This is a genomic window from Streptodolium elevatio (genome assembly GCF_053592165.1).
Window position 1 is genome coordinate 140,224 of record NZ_JBSFVE010000009.1, and the last position, 17,638, is coordinate 157,861.

Genomic DNA, 17,638 nt, shown 5'->3' on the forward strand with positions numbered 1-17,638 from the left:
ACCGACGATGCCGGCGCCGAAGCCGGGTGCGGGCGCGAAGGGCTTCGACGACGGCCGGCAGGACCTCCCGTCCTTCACCGCCCAGGCGCCGGCCGGTGCGGGGGACAAGCCCACGGCCACGTCCGCCGGGAGCCCGGCGAAGTCTCCCGACGGTGTCGGCACCGCGGCGTCCCGGGCGTACGCCGCCTCGCTCCTGGCCTGGCTGCGCACGCAGCCGTACGGCGCGGACATGGAGGACGTCCGCCTGGAGCCGCAGCCCGACGGGCAGTTCGCGGTTCAGGTCCTCACGATGTTCGACGGCGCCGACGACGGCGACGCGGTCATCGACGGCGTCATGCAGTACTACACGACCAATCCCGAGGTGAAGTTCACCGAAGTCACCGTCCTGGGACTGGCGAACCGCCAGGTGGCCTTCACCGTCGTCAAGTCCAACTGACATCCGCCCGGCGGCGGCGCCGCCGCGTCGCCGCCGGCGTTCACCGCGGCTGTGCCGCGGGGTCTCCGTCGGTCCGTGCCGCCAGCCAGTCCGGCCACGGCACGGGCGGGTTCGGCAGGGGAGTGATGTCGCGTTCGGCCAGGAGGCGTTCGAAGCCCTCGCGGTCGGCGGGGAACGCGCGGGGGTCGCCCGCCATGATCTCGTAGAGGGTGGCGCCTTCGGGGCCGGCGACGAGCGGACCGAAGACAGCGCCCTGCTCAAGGGTGATGTGTGTGCCGGCCGGGCAGGGGCGATCGCCGATGAGGACTTCGCCCGCGATGACGAAGACGTAGTGCTCCGACATGTGGCCGTGGCGTTCGACGACGACGCCCGCGTCGTAGCGGGCGTAGATGACCATGCGCTCGGGTGTCCACTCCAGGAACTTCTCCCAGACCGAAGTGCGGCGCCCGTTGTGCGACTGGGCCTTGACCTCGTGCCAGGGGGCCTCGGAGATGTGCGTGATCCGCAGCTCCGGGGCGCGTTCGGAGGCGGCGTGTGCGGGGGGTGTCTCGTCGGCCATGAGGGCGGTCGTCCTTCCGCTGTGGCGCGAACCGGGGCTTGTGCAGATCGCTTTGTGGAAAGTAGCTTTTTGAAAAGCTACTTTCAAGGGGCGCGAAGCAGAGCCCGGACCTGAGCGCGGATCCCGCACGCGAAACGGCCGTACGCGCTCGAGCGGGTACGCCGCCCGGCCTCGGCGTGCCCTCGACCCTGACCCGGAAGGCCCACCGCAATGACCCCTGCCCCTGTCCCTGTCGCCACAGCCTCCGCTTCCGTTGCCCCTGCCGCCTCCGCCTCCGCGTCGGCCGGCGTCACGCCCGCGCCCGATGCCATGCCGCTGATCATCTCGGTCGACGACCACGTCCTCGAACCGCGCGACCTGTGGCAGAACGAACTCCCGGCGGAGCTGCGCGAGCAGGGTCCGCGCGTGGTGCGCGAGAAGGTGAAGCTCGCGTTCTCCGGTGGCAATTACGGGTTCGAGCGCAAAGTCGAGGACGGCCAGTGGTGTGACGTCTGGGTGTACGACGACCTGGTCTTCCCGACCGGGCGCCTGCACGCGCCGGCCGGCTTCCCCGAGGACGAGGTTCGCAACGTCCCAGCGATCTACGAGGACTTCCGCCCCGGCGTGTACGACCAGGCCGCGCGCCTCGCCGACATGGACGTCAACCACGTCGAGGCGGCCGTCAACTTCCCCAACACGTTCCCGCGCTTCTGCGGACAGGGCTTCGCCGAGCGCAAGGACAAGGATCTGGCCTACCGCTGCCTGCGCATCTACAACGACTGGATGATCGACGAGTGGAGCGCGGGCGCAGGCCGGGGGCGGCTGATCCCGCTCACCCTGGTCCCGCTGTGGGACCCGCAGCTCGCCGCCGCGGAAGTGCGGCGGTGCGCGGAGAAGGGCTCGTACGCCATCGCCTTCTCCGAGAACCCCCACCGGCTCGGCTTCGCGTCCATGCACTCGGGCGAGTGGGACGTGCTGTGGGCCGCCTGCCAGGAGACCGGTACCGCGGTCACCATGCACATCGGCTCGTCGTCCCACATGCCCAGCACCTCGCCGGACGCACCGCTCGCCGTCAGCATGGCACTCAGCTCGCAGAACGCCCAGGGCTCGCTGATGGACTGGATCTTCTCCGGAACGCTGGCCCGATTCCCGGCGCTGACCATCGCGTACGCCGAGAGCCAGGTCGGCTGGATGCCGTACCTGCTGGAGCGCGCCGACCTGGTCTGGCGCGACGGCGTCGGCGGCGTCGACCTGGCCGACCCGCCGAGCACGTACGTGAAGGGCCGCGTGTACGGCTGCGTCTTCGACGACCAGCACGGCCTGATCTCGCGCGAGTCGGTCGGCATGCGGAGCATCCTGTTCGAGACCGACTACCCGCATTCCGACGGCACCTGGCCCAACTCCCGCGCCGTCGCGCACCGCCTGTGCGAGGGCGCCGGGATGAACGCCGACGAGGTGTATGCAATGCTGCGCGGCAATGCCATCCGGGCGTTCGGGCTCGAACGCTTCGGGATCACGTCGTGAGGTGCCCAGGTCGATGAGCGACGCCCCCGAGTGGCCCGGCCTGCCCGAGGGCGCGGCCGGGCTGCTCACCCGCATCGTGCGGTTGAACATGCTGGTGACGACGGTTCTGGACCGGCTGGTCGAGCCGTACGGCCTGTCCGTCGCCGACTACCTGGTGTTGGCCACCATCCGGCGCTCCCCGGACCGTCGCGCGTCGCCGGTCACGGTCGCGGGCGTGCTGGGCCGGACTACGGGCGGGCTGAGCCTGGCCGTCGACCGCCTCGCGGCCGCGGGCTGGGTCCGCCGCCTGCCCGATCCGGCGGACCGCCGCCGCATCGCGCTGGAACTCACCGCGGAGGGACGCGACATCGCCGAAAGCGTCAACGCGTCCCTGCACGAGTGGGAGGCGGGCCTGCCGCTGCCGGCGAAAAGCCGCGGCGAGTACGTGCGCCACCTCGACGAACTCATCGCCTTGGTCGAGGACGCATAACCGGCTTTGGCCGTGCCGGATGACGGGCGATCTCGTCATCCGTGTCCCGGTGGGACGATCCCCGCGGCGCGGCCCGACGGTGGAGGCGTAGAAGGCCCCAAGCCCGGGAACAGGGGGGAGCCATGCGCCGCGGACACCGGCAACGGGTGCGCCGAACGGCCGATCGTCCGCGGATCGCAGGAGAAGCCGATGCGCGCGTCCGAATCGAATGTCGTCGTCGGCGTCGGTGGCCCCACCGACACGCCCGCCGCCACCACAACGCTCCTCCCATCGCCGGCAATCGCCGCTCTTGAGAAGCCTTCCCGCGAACGCCGCGGTTCGGGCCTTTCCCCTCAACGGATGTGGAATCGGGCTCGACTCCCATGCAACCCCAGGGCGCCGAATCGGGGTTTGTCCGGGCAGAGAGGTGCGAGGGAAGCGTGAGGAAGCGGCTGCCTTGAACGAATTCGCCCTGCTGTGACACCCGGTCGGTTCGTGGCACGGCGAGGCGGCGCACCCACCTCATCCTCGCCGGTGTCATGCCCGGGCCGGCAGCGGCATTCCGCCGGCCACCGGGCTCCACAACAGGAAGGAACAGCAGAATGTATGGGTCTCAGCACCGCACACACGGGGATGACGCTTCGTTCCTGGCGCCGGACGACGCAGGGAGCAACGCCCGCCGCCGCAACCGCCGGGTCGGGTGGGCGACTTGCACGGTCTCCGCGGTTGCCGCCGTCGCAGTCGTCTCCACGGTCGCCCTGACGGGCAGCGGTGGCGAGAAGCGGCAGACGGTGCTGCCGCCCCCGGGTCCGCTGGTCGCGGCGGCGCAGCCGGAGGGCGTCGCCGCCACGTCGCCCGATGCCGCCCAGAGCGCCGCGGACCCGGGCACTCCCGGAACTCCCGCCGACAGCCCAGCCGGTACCCCAAGCGCCGCGACCGCTCCGAAGGCTCCGAGCGCCCCGAGCACCCCCGGTGCCTCGAAGCCGAGCGCCGCGAACCCCGGGGCCGCAAAGCCTGGAGCCGCGCCCGCCAACGGAAGCGCCGTCGGCACCGGCAGCGCGAGCGGCAAGGCGACCATCGCGCCGTGCACGACGGACGCGTTGGCGGTCTCCTCCCAGAAGGAGCCCCCGGACGCCACAGAGACCAGGCACCTCCTGATCACCGTCCAGAACGCCGGCAGCACGACCTGCGATCTCTACCGCCACCCCTACATCCTGCTCGGCAACGGCCGGGCCCCGGCCCCCGTGATCGAGGACAGCGACCCGGACCCGGGCGTGCCGGTCACGCTCGCACCGGGGAAGGAGGCGTACGCGGCCATGGTCCTCAACGGGCCGATGGACGAGTACGAGGTGACGAGCATCAGCCTCACCCTCCAGGGCAGCGCTCCCGGCAGCAAGGCAGGCGGGCCGATCGACGTCCCCATGCCCGGCGCGACTCCGCTGTACGCCAACGACTTCCAACGCGTCACGTACTGGACCACCGCCCCCGGTTACGCGCTGGACTTCGTCCTGTCGAGGTGACCGTCCCGAACAGGTCCTTCCGGCCGGGCGCCACCCACGCCCGGCCGGAAGCCCCGCGCCCGGCACCGGGCTCCACCCGCATCTCGGCCGGGACCACCCTGCCCACGGGCAACTCCACCGACGGCGGTATCGGCCGACGGCGGCAGATCCGGGCACTGGAGGCGGCGGCTTAGAGTGGCGGGACGTGGTGGATCACGTCGTGGCGGGACTTGGCGCGTCGTCGGGTCGCGGTACGTGTTCGGCAGTAGGTGCGCGCGGGGAGTGGTGAGGCGGCGTTGTTGACGCTTACGGGTGTAAGCCGTCGATTCGGGGAGCGGGAGGCGTTGCAGCACCTGGATCTCCGCCTGGCCCCGGGCGAACGAGTGGCCTTGACGGGATCGAACGGTTCCGGCAAGTCGACGCTGCTGCGCCTGGCCTGCGGGCGCGACCGGCCGACGACCGGCTCGATCCGATTCGACGGTCTGCCCATGGACGAGGACGACCCCCGGGTACGCTCCCGGGTCGCCGTGGTCGCGGAGGCCCTCAGCTGCTACCCGGACCTGACGGTCCGCCAGCACCTGGAGTTGGTCGCGGTGGCGCACGCCGTCCCGGATCCCGACAGCGTGATCGAACGGTGCCTGGACGAGCAAACGCTTGCCGCGCACGCCGACGCGCTGCCCGGTTCGCTGTCCTCCGGGCAGACACAGGCCATGCTGCTGGCGGCGGCATGGGTGCGTCCGCGCGATCTGCTGGTGCTCGACGAGCCGGAGCAACGACTTGACGTAACCGCGCGCGACCGCCTCGCGGCCCGATTGCGTGCCGAGGGTGAGCGCGGGACTGCGGTGCTCTTCGCCACCCATCACCCGGCCCTCGCACACTCGGTGGCGGACCGTGTCCTGGTCCTGGAGGACGGCCGCGTGGTCTCCGACGGGCCGCCCGAGCGTACGTCGGCGCAATGGCAGCGTTGAGCCCCGCCGCGCCCGACGTCGACGCCGCGGGTACGGTGCCGTCCTCCGCGCAGGACACCACGCGCCGCACGAGCACGTGGTTGCGGGCACGCCGGGGCGCGGGCCGGACCCGGCGCTTCGGGTACGCGGCGTACACGGTCCTGCTCGTGCTGGGCAGTTGGTACGGCGTCTACATGGCCGGCGCGATCCACCGCGTGCGTCGGGAACGACCGCTCGCCGCCCACGCGGACGAACTGGCGGCCGTACTGCCCTCCGGACTCGTCGTCGCGGCGGCCGGGATCCTGATCGTCACCGCGTGGGACGGACTGTGGCGCGGTCCCGTCACACCCTCTCGCCCTGATGTGGACTGGTTGCTGGCGCTTCCGGTACGCCGCGGCGCGGTGCTCCTGCCGTGGTTCGCGCTGTCGGCCGGAGTGTGGGTGCTCGCGGCGCTGCTCCTGGGACTCGTCGGCGCACTGGGGATTGCCGCCGCCGGGCTGGGCAGTGTGGGCGTCGGGTTCCTGGGGTTCGTGGGCTTCGGCGTGGGTGTCGCGGTACCGGCCGTGGTCGGGGCGTTGTTGGTGGAGCGTTCGCGACGGGCGGCGCAGGCCTTGCAACGGGCTCTGCCGGTCCTGGTGTTGGTGCTCGTCGGCGGTGCGGTCCAGGTGGTCGCGGCGGCGCGTGGGCACCGTTCGAGGGCCTTGGAGGCAGCCGAACTGTGGTCGGGGCCCTGGGGATGGGCGTCCCAACCGGTGCTTGCCGTCGCGGGCGGGCAGGTGCCGCTGTGGCCGGTCGCGCTCGCGTTGTCGGCGGTCACGGTGGCGGCCGCGCTGGTGGTGGCCCCGCGCCTGGTCGCGGGCATCCCCACCGCCGAACTTCGTACGCGTACGCAGGCGTCCACGGGAGTTCTGGCCGGCATCTGGGCATTGGACCTGCGCGCCGCCAAACTGTCCGCGTCCGGGGCCGCGTCCGCGGCACGTGCGGGGGGCGTGCGCCGTCTGGGCCGGGCGCAACGCTGGGCCGCCCGATCCCGTGCCCCGCGCCGCGGGTCGCTGCTGATCCTCTGGCGTGACGGGGTGGGCCTGGTCGCGGCGCCGCGACGACTGGGCCTGATGGCGGTGCTCCTGGCGTTCTCGGGCATGACCGCGATCGCCGCGGTGGCGGCCTCCGGAGCCGCGGCGGCCCTGCTCGGGATCACCGCCGCGCTGTTGGGGTACTTCGCCGCAGGTGCGGTCTTGGAGTCCGCACGGCTGGACGGCGACGACGTACGCCGCGCCGCCTGGTTGCCGCGGCCGTTCGAACGCGTGGCCTTGGAACACGCGTTGGCTCCGACGCTGGTGATGGTCGTCACCGGCTGTCTCTTGGCACTTCCTGTGGCGGTGCTCGCGCATCCTGGAGCGCCCCTGATCGTGCTCGCGGCGGCGCCGGTCCTGGTCGCCGCCGGGTTGGTCGGCGCGTACCGTCCACCGGCCCCGGTGTTGCTGCTCGCCCACCCGGCGTTCGCGGAGTTCGGCCCGCTCGTCGCGGTCCTCTGGTACGCGGCCGGCCCCATCGTCGGCGTCGCCGGCCTCACCGTGCTGCTCGACGCGCGGTGGTCGGTGTTCGGCGACGCCCCGGCCACGTCGCCGATCCGGCTCGCCGCCTGCTGGACGCTGACCGCCGTGATGCTGTGGTGGACCCGCGTCCGCGCCCAATCCCGTCGGTGAGCCGGATTCCATTGTGGGGACCCTGACGGTATGCAGCGGCGAAATCGCTTGTCCGGGGGCGCTTGCGAACCGTCCCGGCCGCGGCACTACTCGAGGAGCCGCCGGGCCGTGGACGGCGGTTCTCGCCCGGCGATCAGCCACCCGGTCGCCGCGGCCGGCACGGGGACGCCCAACAGCGCCAGGGCGAGCGGGCCGTACGGCACGTGCCCGAGGGTCCCCAGGTCGTCGAAGTAGGCGCCGGTCAGCACGAGGTACGCGCCGACCGTGCCGAGCACCACTCCGGCCGCCGCGAGACCGCCCGCCGTGGCGGCCGTGAGGTTGCGGCGGATCCTCCGGGTCGCGCCGGTCGCGGTGAGCGTACGCAGGTCGTCGGCCGCCTCCCCGCGGATGGTGCCGACGGTCATGGCCAGGACGCCGAGCGCGAGCACGACTCCGCCGAGGACGGCGGCCCAGCGCGGCAACACCGGCTGCGTCGAGGCCGTCGCCTCCGGCGCGGCCCTCGTCCGCGAACTCCGCGCCTCCGGGCGGGAAGTGGACACGGCCCGCGACGTCGCCCGATTGGCCGCGGAGGGGGACGCCGGGGCCCGCCGGGCGCTGCGCGTGGCGGCGGGCCGGATTGGCGAGGTTCTGGCCGCCGTGGTGAGTTTCCACAATCCCGGTCGGATCCTGATCGGCGGTGCGTTCTCCGCCGTCGGCGACGACGTCGTGGCCGAGATCAAGGCGGTGGTCTACCGCCGCGTCCTGCCCCTTGCCACCCGTACGCTCCGGATCGAGACCGGCCCGCTCGGCGAGCGCGCCGCGATCGTCGGAGCCGTCGCGCTCGCCCGGGAACACGCCCTGACACCGGGCGCCTTGGCGACGCTGTTCGGATAGCCCGCCGACCGTCGACGACGCGACGCCGGGGTCGCCGTCAGCGCATCAGGTTGCAGGTGCCTCGGGTGCGGGGGCGGTCTCGGCGTTGTCGCCGCGGCTCTGGGGCGGCGAGGCGAGGGCGGAGTAGAACACCGAGGAGCCTTGTTTCGAGCGTTCGACCAGGCTCTTGGCGACGAGGCCTTCGACGGTCGTACGCACGACTGTGGCCTTGGGGGCGCGCTGCGGGTGCGATTCGCCGAGGGCGGCGCTGATTTCGGCGGCGGACCGCGGCTCGGGCTGGGCGACGAGGTGGCTGAGGATGAGCTCGCCCAGTGTGGGTCCGTCGTTCTTCGCGGACTTCTTCCGGGCGGGGCGAGTGGGGGACGCCTTGGACTCCGCGACCCGAGCGCGGTCGGCGGCAGGGGATTTCTCCCGCGGCGCCGGTACGGCGGCGCCTTGACCGGGCTCCGGCGACGACGCGCCGTCGGCTGTCCGCGGAGGAGCGGCCGCGTCGGGAAGCGTGCCCGTGGTGACAGCCTGCCGGATGCTCTCCAGGAGCGCCCGGTCATCCTGGAGAGCCTGCAACTGCTTCTCGAGCACGGCCAGTTCGGCGCTCACGCGCTCTTGTTCCCGGGCGTTGTTCGCCAGGTCCGCGGCCACCTGGGCTGCGTATTGGCCTTTGAGATCCGCGGGATCCGACCGTACTTCCTTCATGGGGAACGTGCCTTCCGAAGATCCATGGGAGTGTTGGGGCGGGATGCTACACGCTGCGGTGTGATCACGAGGTGAATCCCGCGTGGATCCCGCGGAGCGGTGGCCTCCGGCCCGAAACATCCCCGGGCAGACGCTGTGAATTACTCGCGGGCGGCCCTGGGGCCGTCAGATCATGGGCGGTGCCGCGAGAGGTGAGTCTTCGGCGCCCTGGGGCGGCAGCGCCGCCACGGTCGGATGGTCCCGTCCGACCGGGCCGAGCTTGGCGTTGCTGCCGGGGGAGCCGAGGTCGGCGAAGAACTCGGCGTTGACGGCGTTGAAGTGCCGCCACTCGTCCGGGGTGTCGTCCTCGGAGAAGATCGCTTCGACGGGGCACGCCGGTTCGCAGGCACCGCAGTCGATGCACTCGTCCGGGTGGACGTAGAGCAGGCGGTCTCCCTCGTAGATGCACTCGACTGGGCAAGCTTCGAGGCATTCCTTGTCCTTGACGTCCACGCAGGGCAAGGCGATCACAAATGTCATCGAACTGCCGTCCTCTCCAGGCTGGTTCTGCTCGTCTGGACCGCAACGGCTGTGAGGCGCCTCCCGGCGTCACCCCCGGCGGAGAGGTGTCTCCCGCCGCAGGTGACGCCGCGGAGCGGTCAGCTCGGGGAGGGCAGCGGCGTCAGGGTCTCCTCGCCGACCTGGGTCCCCGCGTTGTAGACCGTGACGACATTGCCGTGGATGACATAGCGGTACGGGGGATTGCTCGCCTCGTAGCCGCCACCCGTCGCCTGGGCCGGCATGGCAATGCCCGGCTCGCGTTGATCGCTGAACTCGCCGAAGTAGAACAGCTTGCCCTCGCGGGTGAGGCACAGAGTGATCTGCTTGTTCGCCGTGCGGAACGCCTTGACGAGCTGCGCGCCGCTGCCCGACGGCAGTCGGCCGGCGATGCGTGCCGGGCAGGGCGCGCCCCCGCTCGACGTCGCCCTCGGGGCGGCGCTGCCGGACATGGCCGTCCTCGTGGCGCCGCCGGTCGCGTACGAGTTGTCGGACGACGGATCGTCGTCGCAGCCTTTGCCGATTGCGTACAGGAGGCCGAGGACGAACACGACGATGGCCACCTTCTTCAGGCAGCCGGAGGACTCGTGCGTGGGAACCGAGGCCGGCGGCCGTTCCCAGGGACGAGGGGGACCCGTCGTCGTCCGCACTGTCCGAGGCGGTGCGGTGGCCGAGGTCGGCACCCGGTGCGACGTGGTGGTCGGTGGCGGTGGGCCCGCGACGATCGGGACGTAGCCGGTTGTCTCGCTCGGGGGCGGGTGGAAGAGGCCCTCACCGGAAGGGCTTGCCGGTCGCCGTGCCGTACCGGTCGTCCCTCGCGGGCTCGTCGGGCGAGGCCGCGGAACGGCCTTCGTCGGCGTCGGCTTCGCGGACGCCGGTCGTGCCGGGCGGTCCGAGCCGGGCCCGGCCGAGGTGGTCGGCGCCTTCTTCGCGGCCTTCTTCGCCGTCTTGGACGCCGGTTTGGGCGCCGGTTTGGAGGCGGCCTTCCAGTGCGTATCGCAGACGACGCAGGATGTGTCCGTTTTGCTGTTGTTCGTATCGCACTTGGCGCAGCGCCAGTCCGCGGTTGGCTTGGCCGGGGACGGCCGCTTGGCCGCCGGCCGCGAAGCGCTCTTGCGGGCCGGGGCCGTGGCAGGGGCGGACGTCGCCCTCCGAGTGCTGTCGCAAATGACGCAGGCCCTCTGCACGGGTGCGTTGAAGGTGTCGCAATCCGCGCAGCGCCAGTTGCCTGTTGCCGCCACCCCTGTGCGCCTTTCGTCGTCGTGCGCGCCGTTGTGCGTACGTCCCGGCTCAGCTGTTGGCGACCCTGTCCATCACCTCGTCGAAGAGCTGCTCCGACGCGGGGCCCGTGGGCGCGACGAGCCAGTCCGCCTCCTCCGCGGGGATGCGGACCAGGTCCGATGTCTCCTCATCACCCGGCCGGTCCGGGACGCCGTGTTCGCGGCGCAGCAGCTCGACCAGTCCCTCGACCCTCCCCACGTGGCCGACCGGGACGTCGACCCGCACCGCGATCAGGTCGGTCGTCTCCGGAGCCGCGCTCTTGAACCGGAGGGTCAGTTGCCCGGATCCGTCCTCCGACCGTGAGCGCAGCGAGGCGGCCGCGCACCGCTCGGCCTTGGCGTCCATGATCACGGCGGCGGGCCAGCGCAACTGCAGCGTTCCCTCGCAGTAGTCGAGTTGGAATCCGGGCCACTGCAGGTGCAGGGTCACAGGCTGTTCGCGATCGTTTCGATGATCTCGTCCATCTCGAACTCTTCGAGGCCCTCGCCTGCTTTGGACTCGAAGTGCAGGGTCAGGTCCCAGTCTTCGGCGATCGGGTTGCCCCAGGGGGCTTCGTCCGGCGCGAAAAGCACGAGGCGCTTGGCCGACTGCTCCATGACCGCGCTCTGGCTGCGGGAGTAACCCCACTGCTCGAAGAGGTCGTCGATGTCGCGCGGGATGTCCGCCGGGTAGCTCCGAGCGGACGCGCCCACGGTGCCGAGCGGGTGGGCCGGGGCGTCGGTGAACATGACGATGACGTGCCGCCTGCGGTCGAGGCCCTTCTCCCAGGGCGCGTTGATCGCGAGAGCGAGGGCTTCCAGGCCCGACTCCGGGATGTCGCCGCCGCCGTCCGCGTCGATCGCACGCACGAACGTCTCGAACTCCTTGCTCTGGTCCGGAAGGTGCAGGAACTCGGTCTGCTCGATCGCCGTGTCCGGGTCGTCTCCGAAGTCCCGGAACGCAATGGTCTTCAGGCGCAGTTGGCTGATCGCCTTGCCCTTTTTCGCCATCACGTCGTTGAGGCGGTCGTGGAACTGCAACGCGCTCGACTTCACGCTTTCGAGTACGGGGTACATGCTCGCGGTCGCGTCGATGCAGAGCACGATGTCGACGGCGTACTGAAGGTTGCCCTGGTACTGGTTGTTCGGAGAACTCATGGATGACTCCTGAGAGAGATCAGGGGGAGGTCAGGGTGTTCCGCGCCCTCGATCGCGGTTTCGATCACCGAAGTTGATGCGGACGCGGGAGGTCCGGGAAGCGGGCGGGGTGTCGGAAGCGGCCGGGCGCTCCGGAGCTCTTGGACCGGCAGTAGCCGCTGGCGCGGCTGAAGTCGCCGGGTTGTCCGAGGGCACCGGGCCGACCGGCGTTGCAGGCCCGCTGGTCTTCGGGGGAACGGGCGTTGCATCGGTCGGCACGGGTGCTTGGCCGCCCGTACGCGGTCCCAGATTGGCGCGCACGCGACTCGTCCGGGGTCCCGATGTGGAACCCTCCTCGCCCGGCGACTTCGCCGGACCGGGACCGCGTACCGGGCGGGGGCGGAGAGTGCACGCCTCCGGATTGGACAGCGCCTTGAGGTAAGCCGCCGTCCGCGGACGGTGCTTGGGGTCTGCGAGGGTCATGCGCCGCAGCAGTCCCTGGAGAGTGTCCGGCAGGCGCGGGTCGAGACGCAGCAGTTCACCCGCGTTGACAGCGTCGGCCGGCGAACCGAACTTGTCGTCATAACCCGGAAGTTCGCCCGTCACGTACAGGTGTGTCATGAGGCCGAGGGCGAAGACGTCCACGGCGCACGTCAGCCGGTCGGGGCCGAAGCCGCTGTCCCGACGGAGGTAGCGGCGCCATTCCGGGGCTCCGTACAGGGAGTCGCCGGAGATGTCCTCGGGTGCGGGCGGCTTCCCCGCGAGGTAGGAGTCGTCGAAGTCGATCAACTTCGCGGTGTGGAAGGCCGCCCGGTCCCGCTTCTGCACCAGGACGTTGAGCGGCTTGAGGTCTCCGTGCACCACCTCGATGTCGTGCAGCTGCTTCAGGCTGGTGCCGAGTGTCTTGAGCAGGATCGCCTTCTGGCGCGGCTCCAGGTCCTGGGGCCGCGCCAGGCTCGCCGTGTCGATGCGCTCCGTCACCTTGAAGTACGTGCTTCCCTCGTGGAAGAAGTCCGTGGCGAGCACGATGTTTCCGCCGCCCGGGGCGTCGGGCCGCAGCCGCTTCATGATGCCGCGGTGCCGCTCCTCGAACTCCTGGGCCACCTGCCGCCTGATGCGCAAGCTGGGCGAGTCGGCGGCGTCGTCCTTGGGGCGCTTGGGTTCGAGGAACTGCTTGATGAAGTAGGCGTTTCCGGACTTCTCGGCAAACGCCCAGATGCATTTCCCGCCGTTGGCGTTGGTGGGTGCGGTGGTGATGCGGTACCCCGCGATCACATCTCCCTGCTTCACGCGGGCTCCTCGGGAAGGGGCGGCAGGCACGATTCGTAGGAGCCCCGGTACTTGTGCCACGACCAGTCCTGCCACGCCCGGACCTCGGCCGCGGTCTGGTAGGGGTCCGCCACGGTGGTCTGCGCCGCCGTCAGTACGGCCGGCCTGGAGACCTGCTGGTCGTGCAACTTCAGGAACCGGTCCGAGAATTCGGTGCGCAGGTAGTCGAAGTCCCGGAAGCTGAGCGCCAGCAGCGCGAGCGAGGAGTCGTCGGCGGTGAACGACTCCACCTCGTGCCGGATCAGGTCGGCCCAGTGCGCGGCGTTGTCCGCCTGCTGCAGCGTGCGCAGCAGGAGGTGCTCGAAGTCGGACGGTGTGTGGACGTAGCCGAAGAACCCGTCCGTCGCGGCGACCAAAACGCACGGCAGCGGCAGCGAGATCTGGTGGCTGTCGATCTCGAAGTCGCGGTCGGCGCACACGAGATTGGTCATCGGCGGGTCGCTGCGCAGAAGCTCCAGCGCGTCGCTCTCCCGCGTGTGGTCGCGGGTGAGGACGTGCAGCCCGCTGCCCGGAAGCAGGGCGTACACCCGCGAGTCGCCCGCCCACAGGGCGCGCAGTTCGACCTCCCTTCGCCCCTCGGGGAGCCGATAGTGCAGGCCCGCCAGGGTGGTGGGCAGTTGCCGTCGCATAGTCCCGCCGATCTTGCTGCGCCGCTGCGGAGCGTTCTCGAGGAAGTACCTCAAGTACTCGTGCAGCGACTGCGGTTCGGGATCCTGCAGCTCCCGCGTCACGTCGTGGAACCAGCAATCGGTGGCGAGTCGCGCCGTGCGCGCACCCACCCAGGCACCGGTGCGCGAAGTGCCGTCGGGCGCCTGCCACGTCGGGGCGGCACCGGCGCCGCCCGAGCCGTCGAACACGGCGAGCAGGCCCTGCGCCGAACGCCAGTGGTGGGCGACGAGCGGCTCCGCGTCCTCGCCGCGGCCCGGTACCTGCTCGGTCCACACCGACACCGCCTGGACCTGTCCCTGTGCCCGGCCCCAGGCGTGCCGGGGAGCGGGACGCGGGACGGAGCGCGGCGTGGGCGGTCCACCCGGGGCAGTGGGGCCGAGTCCGAGTGTCGCGGCACCGTGCAGCGACCAGGGCCGGGGGGTCGGGTCGCTGCTGTCGTGGCGGTCGTCGTGGCGCGTGTGCTTCATCGCGGCTCCCCGCCGTTGTCGGTGGGCCTGCGCTTGGCGGTTCCGCGTACGCGGCTGACCCGCGGCGTCGGCGTCTCAGGTGCGTCGGCGGTACGCGGGGCCGATGCCCGGCCGGGCGGCGGCAACGGCTCGTCCTCGGGCGGAGCCTCGGACGCGGCGGCACGCCGTGGAGCCGTGCCACGGCCGAACTCCCTTCTCCGCTCCGGGGTGTCCCCGGTGCCGGACGTACCCCCGGCGCCAGGCGTGCGTCCGGCACCGGGCACACGTCGGGAACCGGGCTCGCGCGCGGCCCCGGGCTCGCGGCCGACCCCGGAAACCCGGCCGCCGCCGCGCCGCTCGGGGGACTCACGAAGTACTTCCCCGCTGACGAGCGGCGGTTCGGGCGCCGCTTCCGCGGGTTCGGCCGGGCCCGGCTCCAGGGCCCGTGCCGGCGAACCGCCGAGTCGTCCGCGCCGCATCGGCGCACCGAGGCCGTCCTCCCCGTCCCGGAGTGCCGCCGCCAGGACCGCGCGTTCCAGCTCGGCCTGTTCGAAGGGCTCGCGGTCGGCGTCGCCGCGCTCCAGGACCATCCGCAGGACCTCGCTCTTGACCGCGCGCTTCTCGGCTTCGTCCTTATCGATCCAGGCGAGTGCCGCGCGCGGCCCCTCCCGCTCCACGATCTCGGCGATGAGCCCCTCGATGCCCTCGTCGCGGAGCATCTCGACGTGCCGCCCGCGCCGCATGCGCGCAAGCCGGGTATCCCGTACCACGTCGCGGAATTCGCGTCCGCTGGTGGCGATCTCGTCCTCGTCGACCAGCAGTTCCACATGGATGTTGCGCAGCCGGACGGCGTCGTCGCCGGTGAACGAGCCGAGCGCGGCGTTCAGCGCGGTCTCGGCCTCGTGGAACTCGGCGATGTCGTAGCAGCGCGCCACCTCGCGCAGCAGCTTGCGCAGGTAGCCGTACATGGCACCGCTCATGTCGCGGATGCCGCGGGTGACGATCTCGGTCGGCGAGGTCACCTTGCAGACCAGGTCGACGCGGCTGCGGAAGGAGAACGCCGGGTCGCGACTGAGCAGGGGGATGTCCAGGACGAGGCGGTGTTCGCCGAGGTCGACGGTGAACACCTTGCGGTAGCCCCCGTAGCGCGGCGACGGGATCTCGTCCCCGGCGTGCACGACGAGCGGAGAGCCGTCGTCGCGGACCAGAACCAGCGCACGGCCTGGGCCCGGCGGGCGCAGCGGAGTCGTCAGGCGCCACCTCGACGGCTCCATGACGTCGAGGACCGGGTCGTACGTCTGCTTCTGCACGGTGTGGTCTGGCACCTCGCTCACTCGATTCTCCAAGCCGGTTCAGATGCGGCGGCGCAGCCATGCCGCGTACTCCGACGGTCGGTCGTCGTCCCCCGCCCACTTGTCGAGCCACCAGAGGAGCCGTTCGCGGTGCCTGCCCCGCCTGCGGGCGATCCGGGCGAGCAGTGCCGCGATGCTCTCGTGGCTTCCGGGGCACAGAGGCGCGTAGGTGTCGATCCACTCCCGCAAGGCGGCCAACGCGGAGTCCTGCACCGGACGCCTGGCCAGCGCGCGGGCCCACAACTCGGCCATTGCCCCGGAGTGTTCCGGCAATGAGCTGAGCAGCACCGGAACTCCCGGGACCCCGGGGGCCGGGGATGGCGGCCGGTACGGCTGGGAGACCGCGAAGACGAAGGCGGACAGCGTCTTGACGACCATGGGGGACTGGTCCTCGGGCTCGGACCAGTCCAGGTACGCGCCGAGGACCGCGCCTGCCTGCCCTTGGTGGACGAGGTGCACGCCGCCCCAGGCGACCGACGGCAACGTGCCCCAGTCGTCGCCGCGGTCGAGCGCGCTCTTCAGGACCTGCACCGCACGGTCCGGGGCCGCGCGCCCGAGGAAGCCGCCCGCCGCGTTCGCCGCGGTCCCGGCGAGGCGCCGTTGGTACGCGCTGTTGCCGCCTCGCGTCCAGTCGCCCAGCAACTCCCAGACTGCGTCGGCGGATTCCGGCTGCCGGCCTGCCACCCCCAGCGCGGTCGCCGCGGCCTGCCGTTGCGGCCACGACGTACTGCCCGCCCAGGCGGTGAGGAACCGATGCACCGCGTAGTGCCGGTCCGCCCAGATCAGGACGCCGGCGGCGACCGCGGCACGGGCCCGGACCTCGATGTCGCGGTGGCCGAGCATTCGGCGCAGCCATTCGAGGAACGCCTCACGGCGTCCGTCCAGGGTGTTCCAGGCGTGCAGCAGCACGGCATTGCCGAGCAGCGGGCCCCGGAACCGGACCCGGGGCGGGCCCGAGCCGGTCGAATCGAGCCGGATCCACTGCTGTTCGTGCCCGATGCGGTCCGCGAACCGCAGGTCCGGCGGGGCCGGTTCGGGCGGGGTCAGCGCCGTGTGCAGCTTCACCGCGGCGTCGGCGACGGTCAGGTAGCTGCTCTCTTCGAGCACGGCCGCGGCCAAGGCGAAGGCGACGGCCGCCGGTTCCCGGTGCCGCCGGAACCAGGACCGGACCTGGTCTCCGGGGTCGCGCAGGGCCGCGACCTCGGCGTGCAGGTCGCCTCCGGCGGTGATCACCGTGGCGAACCGCGCGGCGTGCCGGGCGGCCGGCTGCTCCCGCAAGGCGCCGACGACGCCGCCGGATTCCAGGCGTGCGCGCAGCCGAGCCCGCGCAGCGGTGCCGGGGCCGGCGCCGAGCACCCGGTGTTCCAGGATCACCAGCGGGTCGACAGGTGCGAGTTCGTGGTGGGCGAACGGGTCTCCGCCGTCGGTGTCGGCGACCGCGAGCGCGAGGTCGTGGCCGCCGGTCAGGACGAGGTGGCAGCCGGCCGCGCGTACCGCGCCCGCCACGGACGTCAGTTGGCGTACCCCGAACTTTCCGGCAGCCGACGGACCTTCGTCGATCTCGACGACGTAGCCGCGGTTCTTCGCGGGAGGTACCCAACCGGGTTCGGACAAGGCCGACGGGTCGAGCAGCCGGTGGCAGCCACCGTCGGGGGTGCCGCCGAGCGCGACGGCCTCGGAGAGCACGTTGACCGCGGTGGCGGTACGTCCGCTGCCCGGCGGCCCGGTCAGCACGAGGAGGCCCTGTCTGGACAGGCCCTCGACGGCCGCTGCGTAGCCCGTCGGCTGTACGAACCGCTCCGTGTAGTCGCCCAGTTCGATGCCGTCGATCACCGCGGAAGCGCCACTGTGCCGGGCGCTCGGCGCGACCCGGGCACCCCCGGTGTGGAAGCCGCCGCCGAAACTGACGGTGTCGTTGAAAAGCGCGAGCGTGCCGATACGGGTTCCCGACGCGTCGGCGTTCAGGCGCGCCGCGATGAGGTCGGCGAGAGCGGATGCCTGTTGTGCTTCGGAGCGCTCGTCGGCGTCGGCCCCCGCTCCCGAGGCGAGCGAACGCAGCGCGTCCGACTCGCTGACCGGGCCGTCCGATTCGTCGTTCGGCGGGCGTGGATCAGCCGGGGAGGAGGTGCCTGCGGGAGGAGCGGTGACCGCCGTTCCGTCGGCGGTTGCCGGACGTTCGGCCGGGCGCGGCTCGGCTGCTGTGTCTGAGCTCAACGGGTCGAGGACTTCCGGGCTTGGTGACGGC

At 71.8% G+C, this 17,638-nt stretch carries 19 protein-coding genes; 7 read left to right on the forward strand and 12 right to left on the reverse strand.

The window, feature by feature from the left end; genetic code table 11:
• Positions 1 to 7: 7 nt before the first annotated feature.
• Positions 8 to 436: a hypothetical protein gene (locus ACWD12_RS18430; RefSeq protein ID WP_450100387.1), complete on the forward strand. Its 429-nt coding sequence runs from the start codon at positions 8 to 10 to the stop codon at positions 434 to 436.
• A 40-nt stretch (positions 437 to 476) separates the two neighbouring features.
• On the opposite strand, the gene ACWD12_RS18435 is transcribed toward ACWD12_RS18430, so the two are convergent.
• Positions 477 to 995, reverse strand: coding sequence for a hypothetical protein (locus tag ACWD12_RS18435; protein ID WP_358357062.1), 519 nt, complete (start codon positions 993 to 995; stop codon positions 477 to 479).
• Between the two features lie 210 nt (positions 996 to 1,205).
• On the opposite strand from ACWD12_RS18435, the gene ACWD12_RS18440 reads away from it, so the two are divergent.
• The 5 genes from ACWD12_RS18440 (at position 1,206) to ACWD12_RS18460 (ending at position 7,098) form a co-directional block, all read left to right on the forward strand.
• Entirely contained in the window at positions 1,206 to 2,498 is a 1,293-nt protein-coding gene (locus tag ACWD12_RS18440) for an amidohydrolase family protein (protein WP_450100388.1), read from the forward strand.
• 13 nt (positions 2,499 to 2,511) lie between these two features.
• Positions 2,512 to 2,967 (forward strand): MarR family winged helix-turn-helix transcriptional regulator, encoded by a 456-nt coding sequence (locus tag ACWD12_RS18445; protein WP_450100389.1) that lies wholly within the window; start codon positions 2,512 to 2,514, stop codon positions 2,965 to 2,967.
• Positions 2,968 to 3,548: 581 nt separating this feature from the next.
• Complete coding sequence (locus tag ACWD12_RS18450) at positions 3,549 to 4,466, forward strand: DUF4232 domain-containing protein (protein ID WP_450100390.1); 918 nt, start codon at positions 3,549 to 3,551, stop codon at positions 4,464 to 4,466.
• Positions 4,467 to 4,741: 275 nt separating this feature from the next.
• Entirely contained in the window at positions 4,742 to 5,413 is a 672-nt protein-coding gene (locus ACWD12_RS18455) for an ABC transporter ATP-binding protein (RefSeq protein WP_450100391.1), read from the forward strand.
• A complete protein-coding gene (locus ACWD12_RS18460) occupies positions 5,401 to 7,098 on the forward strand; it encodes a DUF6297 family protein (RefSeq protein WP_450100392.1) in 1,698 nt (565 codons plus the stop codon). The genes ACWD12_RS18455 and ACWD12_RS18460 overlap by 13 nt, the downstream gene beginning before the upstream one ends.
• A gap of 86 nt (positions 7,099 to 7,184) precedes the next feature.
• On the opposite strand, the gene ACWD12_RS18465 is transcribed toward ACWD12_RS18460, so the two are convergent.
• Positions 7,185 to 7,502, reverse strand: coding sequence for a hypothetical protein (locus tag ACWD12_RS18465; protein ID WP_450100393.1), 318 nt, complete (start codon positions 7,500 to 7,502; stop codon positions 7,185 to 7,187).
• Here ACWD12_RS18465 and ACWD12_RS18470 point away from each other — a divergent pair.
• Entirely contained in the window at positions 7,501 to 7,971 is a 471-nt protein-coding gene (locus ACWD12_RS18470; protein ID WP_450100394.1) for an ROK family protein, read from the forward strand. The genes ACWD12_RS18465 and ACWD12_RS18470 overlap by 2 nt on opposite strands.
• A 45-nt stretch (positions 7,972 to 8,016) precedes the next feature.
• Here the strand turns inward: ACWD12_RS18470 and ACWD12_RS18475 are convergent, their stop codons facing one another.
• The 10 genes from ACWD12_RS18475 to ACWD12_RS18520 all read right to left on the reverse strand — a co-directional run bounded on the left by ACWD12_RS18475 (position 8,017) and on the right by ACWD12_RS18520 (position 17,607).
• Complete coding sequence (locus ACWD12_RS18475) at positions 8,017 to 8,664, reverse strand: BlaI/MecI/CopY family transcriptional regulator (protein WP_450100395.1); 648 nt, start codon at positions 8,662 to 8,664, stop codon at positions 8,017 to 8,019.
• A 165-nt stretch (positions 8,665 to 8,829) separates the two neighbouring features.
• Positions 8,830 to 9,183 (reverse strand): ferredoxin, encoded by a 354-nt coding sequence (fdxA, locus tag ACWD12_RS18480; RefSeq protein ID WP_450100396.1) that lies wholly within the window; start codon positions 9,181 to 9,183, stop codon positions 8,830 to 8,832.
• A gap of 119 nt (positions 9,184 to 9,302) precedes the next feature.
• Entirely contained in the window at positions 9,303 to 9,764 is a 462-nt protein-coding gene (locus ACWD12_RS18485) for a hypothetical protein (RefSeq protein WP_450100397.1), read from the reverse strand.
• 208 nt (positions 9,765 to 9,972) lie between these two features.
• A complete protein-coding gene (locus ACWD12_RS18490; protein WP_450100398.1) occupies positions 9,973 to 10,245 on the reverse strand; it encodes a hypothetical protein in 273 nt (90 codons plus the stop codon).
• A gap of 246 nt (positions 10,246 to 10,491) precedes the next feature.
• On the reverse strand, positions 10,492 to 10,911 hold the full coding sequence (locus tag ACWD12_RS18495; protein WP_358364353.1) for a hypothetical protein: 420 nt from the start codon (positions 10,909 to 10,911) through the stop codon (positions 10,492 to 10,494).
• Entirely contained in the window at positions 10,908 to 11,618 is a 711-nt protein-coding gene (locus tag ACWD12_RS18500) for a vWA domain-containing protein (protein ID WP_358364355.1), read from the reverse strand. The genes ACWD12_RS18495 and ACWD12_RS18500 overlap by 4 nt, the downstream gene beginning before the upstream one ends.
• 30 nt (positions 11,619 to 11,648) lie before the next feature.
• A complete protein-coding gene (locus ACWD12_RS18505; protein WP_450100399.1) occupies positions 11,649 to 12,887 on the reverse strand; it encodes a protein kinase domain-containing protein in 1,239 nt (412 codons plus the stop codon).
• Entirely contained in the window at positions 12,884 to 14,062 is a 1,179-nt protein-coding gene (locus ACWD12_RS18510) for a serine/threonine protein phosphatase (RefSeq protein ID WP_450100400.1), read from the reverse strand. Before ACWD12_RS18510 ends, ACWD12_RS18505 begins: the two co-directional genes overlap by 4 nt.
• A complete protein-coding gene (locus tag ACWD12_RS18515) occupies positions 14,059 to 15,375 on the reverse strand; it encodes a hypothetical protein (RefSeq protein ID WP_450100401.1) in 1,317 nt (438 codons plus the stop codon). Before ACWD12_RS18515 ends, ACWD12_RS18510 begins: the two co-directional genes overlap by 4 nt.
• Positions 15,376 to 15,393: 18 nt before the next feature.
• A complete protein-coding gene (locus ACWD12_RS18520; protein WP_450100402.1) occupies positions 15,394 to 17,607 on the reverse strand; it encodes a hypothetical protein in 2,214 nt (737 codons plus the stop codon).
• Positions 17,608 to 17,638: the final 31 nt, after the last annotated feature.

Bases quoted from the DNA above. Each gene is read 5' to 3' on its own strand.
- ACWD12_RS18430 (WP_450100387.1), top strand. From the start codon at position 8: ATGCCGGCGCCGAAGCCGGGTGCGGGCGCGAAGGGCTTCGACGACGGC.
- ACWD12_RS18435 (WP_358357062.1), bottom strand. From the start codon at position 995: ATGGCCGACGAGACACCCCCCGCACACGCCGCCTCCGAACGCGCCCCG.
- ACWD12_RS18440 (WP_450100388.1), top strand. From the start codon at position 1,206: ATGACCCCTGCCCCTGTCCCTGTCGCCACAGCCTCCGCTTCCGTTGCC.
- ACWD12_RS18445 (WP_450100389.1), top strand. From the start codon at position 2,512: ATGAGCGACGCCCCCGAGTGGCCCGGCCTGCCCGAGGGCGCGGCCGGG.
- ACWD12_RS18450 (WP_450100390.1), top strand. From the start codon at position 3,549: ATGTATGGGTCTCAGCACCGCACACACGGGGATGACGCTTCGTTCCTG.
- ACWD12_RS18460 (WP_450100392.1), top strand. From the start codon at position 5,401: ATGGCAGCGTTGAGCCCCGCCGCGCCCGACGTCGACGCCGCGGGTACG.
- ACWD12_RS18470 (WP_450100394.1), top strand. From the start codon at position 7,501: ATGGCCAGGACGCCGAGCGCGAGCACGACTCCGCCGAGGACGGCGGCC.
- ACWD12_RS18465 (WP_450100393.1), bottom strand. From the start codon at position 7,502: ATGACCGTCGGCACCATCCGCGGGGAGGCGGCCGACGACCTGCGTACG.
- ACWD12_RS18475 (WP_450100395.1), bottom strand. From the start codon at position 8,664: ATGAAGGAAGTACGGTCGGATCCCGCGGATCTCAAAGGCCAATACGCA.
- fdxA (WP_450100396.1), bottom strand. From the start codon at position 9,183: ATGACATTTGTGATCGCCTTGCCCTGCGTGGACGTCAAGGACAAGGAA.
- ACWD12_RS18500 (WP_358364355.1), bottom strand. From the start codon at position 11,618: ATGAGTTCTCCGAACAACCAGTACCAGGGCAACCTTCAGTACGCCGTC.
- ACWD12_RS18510 (WP_450100400.1), bottom strand. From the start codon at position 14,062: ATGAAGCACACGCGCCACGACGACCGCCACGACAGCAGCGACCCGACC.